This is a genomic window from Nitrospirillum karajorum, from assembly GCF_036348415.1.
Classification (GTDB): domain Bacteria; phylum Pseudomonadota; class Alphaproteobacteria; order Azospirillales; family Azospirillaceae; genus Nitrospirillum; species Nitrospirillum amazonense_B.
This window is the reverse complement of sequence record NZ_JAZBQB010000004.1, coordinates 330,234-340,279: the sequence shown is the minus strand read 5'-3', so window position 1 is coordinate 340,279 and position 10,046 is coordinate 330,234. Positions and strand designations below refer to the sequence as shown.

Sequence of the window (10,046 nt, the reverse complement as noted above, 5' to 3'; positions counted from 1 at the left end):
CGCCGATTTCATGTTCGAGTTGGACGAGGATCGCGCGCGCCAACAGGACAGGAGGGTGGAGGATGCCTCCGCCAAGGCCGGCATCCGCCGGGCTGCCGATGATTTGGCCGGCCAGACCATCCTCACCCGGTTCAGTCGCTGGGTCGCCATCCGGCCGGAATCGCCGGCGCTGGTGGACGAGGCCGGGAGCGTCACCTTTGCCGCGCTGGACGCCTGGTCCAACCGCACCGCCCATTGGCTGGGCCAGGCGGCCCTGGCGCCGGAAACCCGGGTGGCCGTCATGATGGGCCGCAGCCGTGGCTATCTGGCGGCGGCGCTGGGGGTGCAGAAGGCGGGCTGCGTCTATGTGCCGTTGGATCCGACCCAGCCCTTGTCACGCCGGCGCGACCTGGTCCGTATCGCCGGGGCCGAAGCCATGATCGTGGACGCCGCGAACCTGGGCGACCTGCGGACGCTGCAGTGGCAATGCCCCTCCCTGGCGCATGGCCTCTGCCTGGACGCCGCCGACCCCGCCGCCATGGTCGAGGCCCCCAGCGTGATGATGTCCACCGAGTTGTGGGATCATATCGCGGCGGAGGAGGTGGACGACGTCAACGCCGGCGGCTGGAAAAGCCCCTTCACCGGCCGGCCCATGGCGCCCGAGGCCATGGCGGCGTTCGGTGACAATGCCCGGCGCAAGCTGGCGCCATTGCTGAGCCCCACCGCCCGGGTGCTGGAGATCGGCTGCGCCTCGGGCTTCACCATGCGGCGCGTGGCACCGCTGTGCGGCCATTACGTAGCGAGCGATATTTCCCGCCTGAACGCGGAGCGGGCGGAGGCGGTGGCCCGCCGCCTGGGCCTGGACCATGTCGTCGGCCGGCATCTGGTCTCGCATGATATCGACCTGCTGCCGGCCGGGTCCTTCGACCTGGTTATCCTCAACAGTGTGATCGAAAGCTTTCCCGGCTTCGGTTACCTGGCGTCCGTCCTGGACAAGGCCATGGCCTTGCTGCGGCCCGGCGGCGCCCTCTTCCTGGGCAACATCTGGGATCTGGACCGGAAGGAGGCTTACCTGGCCGATCTGGCCACGTTCGCCCGCGACCATGCCGGGCAGGGCTATAACCCCCGCCTGGATCTGGAGGACAACTTCTTCGTTTCCCGGGCCTTCTTCCGCGACTGGGCGGCCGGGCGGCCCGAGGCGCCTTCGCTGGATTTTTCCGCCATCGAGGCGCCGGGCTTCGACCCGGCGCCTTATGATTTCGATCTCGTGGTCCGCCTGGACGGCCGGGCCGAGGGCGCGCGCCGCCACCGTTGGATCGCCGGCGCCGGCGCGCTGGAGGCACTGCCCACGACCGCGCCTGCCGTCCAGGTGACGCCGGACAGGGCCGCCTATCTCATGTTCACCAGCGGCACCACGGGCGTGCCCAAGGGTGTGGTCATCGAGCACCGCTCCGTCGTCAACATGGCCGCTGCCATCGACCGCAGCCTACATCAGCCCATGGCGCAGGGGCGGCAGTTGGCCGCCACCTGCAACTTCACCTTCGCGTTCGATGGCTCGATGCACGCCATCTACACCACGCTGTTGAATGGTCACGCCCTGCACATCAGCGGCGAAGACACCCGGCGCGACCCGGCGGCCCTGCACGACTTCCTGGAGCGCCATGGCATCGACGTGTGCGACGCCACCCCCAGCCTGTTCAGCATGCTGGCGGATTACTGGCATGACAGTGGCCAATCCACCCGGGTCCGCCGCTTCATCCTTGGGGGGAGGTCATTCCGGAAGCGGCGTTGCGCCGGTTCTTCGACGTGCCCGCCCATCGCGACGCCTCGGTGGTGAACCAGTATGGCCCCAGCGAGGCCTGCGTCTGCGCCACCCAATACCTGATGACGGCCGCCACGTGGCGGGAGCAACTGCCGCCACCCATTGGCTTGCCCCTGGATGGCGTTGAGCTACGCCTGACCGATGGTCATGGGCGCGAGGTGCCGGACGGGGTGCCCGGTGAAATCCGCATCGGCGGCATCTCCGTCGGACGGGGTTATCTGGGCAACCCGGTGCAGACCGCCGCGTATTTCGAGACGGACGCGGACGGCCAGCGCTGGTATCGCACCGGCGATCTGGCACGGCGCCTGGGCAACGGCCAGTTGCAGTTCCTGGGGCGCGAGGATCGGCAAGTGAAGATCCGGGGCCACCGGGTGGAGCTGGGCGAGTTGGAAACCCGCCTGACCAAGCATCCGCTGATCCGCCACGCCGTCGTGTTGGCCCGGGACCCGCGCGGCACCGGCGACAGGATCCTGGTCGCCTATGTCGTGCCCCGCCCGGGCTTTGACGCGGCCGAGGTACGGTCGGCGCTGGAGGCGGCGCTGCCCGCCTGGATGGTGCCCGCCCATATCCTGACGGTGGACGCCTTGCCCATGACCAGCAACGGTAAGCTGGACGAGGCGCGCCTGCCCAACCCGGCCGACCAGGCGGCCCCGGTGGTACGGCCGCTGGCAACGGAGACGGAGCGGCGCCTGGCCGCCATTTGGGAACAGGTGCTGGACCAGCCGGTGGCGGATGCCGAAGCGGACTTCTTCCTGAGCGGAGGGCACAGCGTGCTGGCCGTGCGGCTGCTGTCGGCGGTGGAGGCGGGGTTCGCCGTGCGCCTGCCGCTGGCGGAATTGTTCGCGAGTTCCACCGTGGCGGCCATGGCCCAGCTGATCGATGGCCGTAAGCAAGCGGCCGACTGGCAGCCGGTGGTGGCGGTGAACCCGTCCGGCGACCGGGTGCCGCTGGTCTGTTTCCACCCCGTGGGCGGCAACGTGCTGTGCTACCGCGAGTTGGCGCAGGCCCTGGGGCCGGCCCAGCCGGTCTACATGGTGCAAAGCTACGGCTTGGAGGAGGGGCAGCCCCTGCTGCCAACGGTGGAGGCCCAGGCCGACGCCTATGTGAAGGCGCTGCGGCCGGTGCTGGGTGACGGTCCGGTGGCCGTGGCGGGCTGGAGCTTCGGCGGTTTGCTGGCCTGGGAGGCGGCATGCCAGCTACACCGCGCCGGCGTCGACCTGCGTGCCGTCATCGTCCTGGACGGCGTCGCCGCCCCCGACCCGGTGCGTGAGCTGCTGCAGAAGGACGAAGCGGAATACCTGGCGGCCCTGTTCGACGAGATGGGGCTGTTCGACGCGGACACGCTGCGGCCGATGACGCCGGAGCAGCGGCTGGATTTCATCCTGGAGCAGAACAAGTGCGGCCATTTCCTGCCGGACGGCATGGACCGGGCGGGGATGCGCCGCCTGTTGGCCCTGTTCCAGAACAACGGCTTGGCGGCGGTGCGCTACCGCCCCCGGCCGCTGGACACGCGCCTGCTGCTGGTGCGGCCGCGCGTCGTCACCGGCCAAGCCCCGGGCATCCCCGGCGATGACCTGAACGGATGGGGGCCGCTGGCCACCCAGGGCGTGGACCTGCGGTGGATGGAGGGGACCCACGGACAGATGTTGGTCCAGCCCTGGCTTGCCGAACTTGCCACCCACGTGAGATCGTGGCTGGACCCGGTCAACCGCCGATCAACAGGCCCCGTCCGTATGTCGACCAATCCGATACCCATTCCCGGTTCCGTCGCCTTGCCCGGGTCGCGATGAATCTCATCCGTTTGCTTGCCCGGCTGGGACCGGGGCCCCTGCGACGGCTGTTGGCGGGTGCCGCGCTGTCGGCGCTGTCCAGCACTCTGGTGTTGGCGGTGGTGAACGCCGCCGCCGCCGAGATCGCCGAGAAAAAGACCAGCCAGGTGAACCTATGGTTCGCCGCCGCCTTCGCCGTGGGCGTGGTGGTCTACGCCCTGATGGAAACCTGGATGGTGGCCCGCATGGGCGCCGACCTGGAGGAGGCGATCGACGGCGTGCGCATGGAGCTGATGCGGCGGCTAAGCCGGGTCGACCTGTGGAAGTTGGAACGCTTCGGACGCACGCGCCTGTACGACAGCATCACCCAAAGCACGCAAATGATCTCGGCCAATTCCCATTTCCTGGCCTTGTCGCTGCGATCCTTCCTGCTGACCATCGCCGTCATGGTCTACATCGCCTGGATCTCCGGTTTGGCCTTCCTGGTCGTGACCGGTTTGCTGGCCTTCTGCGCCGTCGGTTATCTGCGCCTCGGGCGTGACCTGACGGACCGCCAGGGTATCCTGGCCGCTGAAACCGCCGGCCTGCACGAGGGCGTCACCGACCTGTTCGACGGCTTCAAGGAACAGCGGCTGAGCAGCGCCCGCAGCCATGACCTGGGCGCCACGTTCAGCGGTGTCTCCGCCCGGGTCATGACCGCGCAGAGCGAGGTCCACCTGCATGGCTGGCAGCAGTTCATCTTCGGCGCCACCGTGTTCAACCTGATCATGGGGGCCGTGGTTTTCATCGTGCCCACCTATTCCACGGCCTTCAGCCAGCAGGTGGTGAAGGTGGCGGCGGCCGTGCTGTTCATGTCCTCGCCATTCTCCGCGCTGATGCAGACCGTCACCCTCATGGGCGCGTCGGAGGCGGCGGCCGGGCGCATGCTGTCCCTGGGGGAGGAATTGCTGGCGCTGGAGGAGGGCGGGCCCGAGGTGACGCCCGTGCCCGTATCGGCGGATTTCCAGGAAATCACGCTGTCTGGGGTCGAGTTCAGCTTCCCGGCGCCGGCGGGGGAACGTCCCTTCGTGGTCGGCCCCATCGACCTGACCCTGCGCCGAGGTGAGACGGTGTTTGTCACCGGCGGCAATGGCTCGGGCAAATCCACTTTCGTCCGCCTGCTGACGGGACTGTACCATCCGTTGCGCGGCACCCTGGCCGTGGATGGGGTGCGGATCGGTCCCGAGCGCTATGACGGCTATCGTCAGCTGATGGCCACCGTTTTCGCCGATTTCCATCTGTTCAAGCGGCTGCACGACAGCGCCCCCGGTGCCAAGGATGAGGCGCCGGCCCTGATGCGCTGGATGGAGATGGCGGAGATCACGGCGTTGGAGGGGGACCATTTCGGCCGGCAGGACCTGTCCACCGGGCAGAAGAAGCGCCTGGGCCTGGTGACGGCGCTGATGGAGCGCAAGCCCATCCTGATCCTGGATGAATGGGCCGCCGACCAGGACCCGCACTTCCGGCAGAAATTCTATCGCGAAATCCTGCCGGCGCTGAAGGCGCGGGGGCTGACCATCATCGCGGTCACCCATGACGACCGTTATTTTGACGCGGCCGATCGCTGCCTGCGGATGGAGATGGGGCGCATCGTCCGCGAGGATCGCCCCGACCATGCCATCGCGGCTGCCGCCGGCCAGCCGGGGGAGGGCGCCTGATGCGCATGTGGCGCCTTGTCGTCGAGGAAATTCCACAGAACCTGCGGTCGCTGGCGTGGACCGCGGCCCTGTCGGCGCTGGCGTCCACCACCCTGATGTGGCTGGTGGACGAGGCCTCGCAGCAGGCGGCCAAGGGGTCGGTCAGCGAACGGCTGGTCCTGCTGTTCGCCCTGTCGATCACCCTGTTCGCCGTCAGCGACAACTACGTGCTGGTCACCGCGTCCCAGGACGCGGAAAATATCATCCACCGCCTGCGCACCCGGCTGTTCGACGCCGTTCGCGCCTCCGACCTGGTGAGCGTGGAGCGGCTGGGGCGTACCCGGCTGTACAGCGCCCTGACCCAGGATACCCAGACCCTGGCGCGCAGCCTGCCCTTCCTGGTCATCGGCGTGCAGCAGGCCATCGTCCTCGTTTTCCTGGGCGTCTATCTCGCCTGGCTGTCGGTGGCCGCCTTCATCATGGCCTTCGGGTTCGCCATCGTGGCGGTGGCGGTGCGCTATGCCCGCATGAAGGCCTTGGGCCAGGCCATGCGCGACGCGGTGGCGGCGGAGATGGCGGTGTTCGACGGCCTGTCCGACATGCTGGACGGTTTCAAGGAAGTGCGCATGAGCACGACGCGCGCCAAAGGGCTGGTGGCCGACGTGGGGGCGGCTTCGGCGGAGGCGCGGCGCATCAAAAGCCGGACCAAGGCGCAATGGGGCTGGGAGTTCGCCCTGCTGCAGGCTATGTTCTACACCCTGATCGGCCTCATGGTCTTCCTGGTGCCGCTGGTGGCCAAGGATTACGCCGACGTGGTCGTGCCCGCCACCATGACCGCGCTGTTCGTCGTTGGCCCCGTCGGCACCCTGGCCCACGTCACCCCGATGGTGACGGAGACGGAGATGGCCCTGGCCAACATGGACGACATCACCAGCCAATTGCGCCGGGCGGTGGAATTGCGGGCGGGCGAATCCGCCCTGCCCCTGTCGGCGCCGCGGCATATCGCGCTTCAGGACGCCGTTTTCTCCTACGCTGACAGCAAGGGCCGCCCCCTCTTTTCCGTGGGGCCCCTGACCCTATCCTTCCAGGCGGGTGAGATCACCTTCGTCACCGGGGGCAACGGGTCGGGCAAATCCACCATGCTGCGCCTGCTGACCGGCCTGGCGCCGTTGAGCGGTGGCCAGATGCTGGCCGATGGCGTGCCGGTGGCGCCTGGGCAGATGCAGGCCTATCGCGACCACTTCTCCGCCATTTTCGCCGACCACCACCTGTCCCGCCGCCTCTATGGCGTCGGCGCCATCGACCCCTTGCGGGTGGAGGCTCTGCTGGAGCGGCTGGAGATGACGGGCAAGGTCCATGTGGCCGACGGCGCCTTCAGCACCATCGATCTGTCCACCGGTCAGCGCAAACGGCTGGCCTTGCTGGTGGCGGAGTTGGAGGACAAGCCCATCCTGGTCTTCGACGAATGGGCGGCGGACCAGGACCCCCATTTCCGCCATGTGTTCTACGAGGAACTTCTGCCGGCGTTCAAGGCGCGGGGAAAGATCGTCATCTGCGTGACCCATGATGATCGCTGGTTCGGCATGGCCGACCGCATCTATCACATGAACGAAGGCCAAGTGATGGAACAGCGGTCCTCGGTAACCGCTGCCATGGAACTGCAATCTTGAGAGGGAGGACTTGGGATGCCGATCGTGTTGGCGCCGCTGGCATTGCCTGGGCGGTATACCAAAATTGGGTCTAACCAAAGATTCCAGCAACTCTAACGTTAAAGTCCTGGATATCAGGAATTGTTAAACGTAGTATGTGGACGTGTTTTGGGTGGGGTCGTGACTGACGGTTTCGCCCCCTGGCCATTTGCGGCCTGCGCCTGCGGGCGCTGACGGGAGCACAGGGTACGATGGCAGGCAAGCGCTCTGGTTCCGGCGGTCGCGGGCGGCGCCCGGCGAACGGTGTTACGGCCCCCGCCAGCGCCGGTGGTGATGCCGGTTCCCCCGCAAACGCCTCCAGCCCTCCCGCAGAGCCGCCGACCGAGGCGGTCGCCGCGTTGGACGTTCCCCCGATTTCCCCGGCCGCCAGCGAGGCCGGCCCGATCCCCGACCACCCCCCTGGAGAGTATCGACCGATGAGCGAAACCCCCGAGACGGCCCCGGCCGACACCACCCAAGCCGACACCACTCAGGCCGAGGCTGTCCACGCCGAAGCCGCCGCTGCCGAGACGGCGACCACCACGCCGGAATCCACCGCCCTGGCGCTGGAGGCCCACGCCAACACCGTGGTCCGCCACAATATTTACCTGGCCGCCGTCGCCGGTGTCATCCCGTTCTCCTTCGTGGACACCGCCGCGCTCATCGCCGTGCAGTTGAAGCTGGTCCATGACCTCGCCGGCGTGTACGGCAAGGATTTCCGCGCTGACGTGGGGAAGGCTGCCGTCTCCTCGCTGCTGGCCAGTGTCACGCCCACCCTGTTGACGGGTGGTGTCGTCCGTTCCGGTCTGGTGACCGCCCTGTCCAACGCCGTGCCCGCCGCCGGTTTGGCCTTGCGCATCGCCACCCAGCCGGCGTTCGGTGCCGCCTTCACTTATGCCGTCGGCAAGGTGTTCCAGCATCATTTCGCCACGGGCGGCGACCTGCTGAGCTTCGAAGTCGCAAAGGTGCGCGACTTCTTCACCAGCACCTTCAACCAGGCGCGCGGCAAGTCGGCCAAGGAGCTGGCGGCACCAGCGCCCGAGGCGGTCGCGGCTTAAGGCAGATCGGCGCCGCCGTCCGGCGCCGGGTTGGTTGTCCGGTGCCCCCCGTCCTTCGACGGGGGGCACTTTTTCATGGAACCTGAGGGAGAGTGGCATGGTGGAAAGCACGACTGTCGCCCCGACGCCGGCGGTGGTCCACGCCGCCGGCGAGTCCGTGCGCGGCGATCTGGCCCTGACCCTGCTCGCCAACAACAAGATCAAGGATTACGTCGTCGCCACCATGGCCTTGTCCACGGTGCCGTTGCCGATAGTGGACCTGGCGGGCATCACGCTCATTCAATTGCGCATGGTGCAGAAGCTGTCCCAACTGTACGGCAAGCCGTTCAGCAAGGAACTGGGAACGTCGGTGTTGGCCTCGTTGGCCGGCACCTTCAGCGGATTGGCCGGTGGCATGGCCGCCGTCAGCCTGCTGAAACTGGTGCCGGGCGTGGGGGAGGCGGTCGCGTTGGCCGGCCTGCCGGTGGCCACCGGCGCCATGACCTACGCCGTGGGCAAGGTTTTCGTCCGCCACTATGAAGATGGCGGGTCGTTGCTGGACCTGGATACGCTGACCTTCAAGGACTTCATCGCCGAGCAATTCGAGACGGGCAAGAAACTGGCCCACGAAGCCCGGCAGCAGGCCAAGGAAAAGGCGAAGCAGGCCAAAAAGGCCGCCAAGAGCAAGCCGGCCGCCTGATACGCGCGGCCTCTTGGCCTCTCCGCTGGGGCCCTTCCGCGGCTCCGTTCCAGCGACCCTTGGGCGGGCCGCCGCACCTCACGGATTGCTGGTCCGCTGGTCGGCCCTTACCTCCACCACCCGCCCGCCGGCCAGCGCCACCCAGACGCCGGCCCCGTCTGCCAGGGAGGCCAATGCCACCGGTCGCTGTTTCTGCGCGTTGGATTGGCCGGCCGCCGGCAGGATCTCACCGGCGGAGAAGCTTGGGGCGGCACCGAAGCCAGCGACGCGGCCATCAGCGGCCAAAACCCAATAGCCGTCACCGGCCGGCCGGATGGCCAGCGCGACGGCGGCGGCGCCGGCGTCCCCTAGGTGGGCCATGGTGCCGAAGGTGCGGACCGAGCCATCGGCATGCAGCAGGGCGTAGCCCTCGCCGATGGGGCTGGTGGCGATCGCGACCACGGGGGCGCCGACGGGAGTGGTGGGCGATCCGGGGCCGGGGCCTAAATCGCAGGATGCGTCGCCATGGCATTGGACAGTGCCATCCGACAGGGCGATGCGGTAGCCCAGGCCAGAGGGGCTGGACGTCAGCCCCACCGCCTTCTGGCCAGGCAACAGATCGCGGGCCTCGCCATACTCCTTCACGTTGCCGATGGCATGGACATGGCCGTCGCGGCTCAGCAGCCAGTAGCCGTCACCCATCACCGGTGCCGCCATGGCGACGATCGGGCTGCCTGACGTGGCGCTGATCTGGCCCTGGTTGACGGCGGGCTTGGCCGCCAGGACATGGCCGTCGGCCTGGGCCAGCCAATAGCCCTCGTTGATGGGCAGGGTCACGGTCTGCCACGTGACCCCGCCATCCTCGGAATGGGCACTGGTGCCGCTATATGCCATGGCGACCACTTGGCCCGGACCCTGGGCGATCGCGCAGAGGGTGCTGCGCGTGCCTGATTGGCGGGCGATCCAGCGCCCCGGGCCGGGTGAGGCGACAATGGTTCCGCCGCTGCCGGTGGCCAGCACGCCGGCGGTGGTGAGGGTCACACCGCACAGTTTCTCGTCCGTGCCCGTTTCTTCCCGGGCCCACGTCTGACCGTCCAGGGTGCGCAAGGCGACGCCGTCGGACCCGACGGCCACGGCGCTGTCGCCATCGGTCACCACCGCCAGCAGATCCTGGTGGGTAAGCGGGGGCAGCGTGCGCCACGCGACACCGTCGCGCGACACGGCGATCAGTCCGTTCTCGCCCACGGCGACGGCGTAGCTACGGGCGGCGGCGACCGCGAGCAGGGCCAAAGAGGTGGAATGCCCGGCTTGGAGCGGGTCCGACACCGCGCGCGCTTCCCACAGATCACCATCCGGTGAGGTCAGCAGCGTGCCGTTGCGGCCGACCGCCAACAAT

5 protein-coding genes and 1 pseudogene are annotated in these 10,046 nt (G+C 68.2%); all 6 read left to right on the top strand.

What is annotated here, in order from left to right; all coding sequences use genetic code 11:
- Nucleotides 1-10 precede the first annotated feature (10 nt).
- Nucleotides 11-2,674 (top strand): annotated as a pseudogene (locus tag UCD39_RS27210) (AMP-binding protein); the annotation flags it as partial.
- Nucleotides 2,675-2,712: 38 nt separating this feature from the next.
- Entirely contained in the window at nt 2,713-3,591 is an 879-nt protein-coding gene (locus UCD39_RS28650) for a thioesterase domain-containing protein (RefSeq protein ID WP_442943730.1), read from the top strand.
- Entirely contained in the window at nt 3,588-5,267 is a 1,680-nt protein-coding gene (locus UCD39_RS27200) for a cyclic peptide export ABC transporter (RefSeq protein WP_330498743.1), read from the top strand. Before UCD39_RS28650 ends, UCD39_RS27200 begins: the two co-directional genes overlap by 4 nt.
- Nucleotides 5,267-6,916: a cyclic peptide export ABC transporter gene (locus UCD39_RS27195; RefSeq protein WP_330498742.1), complete on the top strand. Its 1,650-nt coding sequence runs from the start codon at nt 5,267-5,269 to the stop codon at nt 6,914-6,916. The genes UCD39_RS27200 and UCD39_RS27195 overlap by 1 nt, the downstream gene beginning before the upstream one ends.
- A 455-nt stretch (nt 6,917-7,371) precedes the next feature.
- Nucleotides 7,372-7,992 carry a YcjF family protein gene (locus tag UCD39_RS27190; RefSeq protein ID WP_330498741.1) on the top strand — a complete coding sequence of 207 codons (621 nt, stop codon included), beginning with the start codon at nt 7,372-7,374 and terminating at the stop codon, nt 7,990-7,992.
- A gap of 97 nt (nt 7,993-8,089) precedes the next feature.
- Nucleotides 8,090-8,671: a YcjF family protein gene (locus tag UCD39_RS27185; RefSeq protein ID WP_145735200.1), complete on the top strand. Its 582-nt coding sequence runs from the start codon at nt 8,090-8,092 to the stop codon at nt 8,669-8,671.
- Nucleotides 8,672-10,046 lie beyond the last annotated feature (1,375 nt).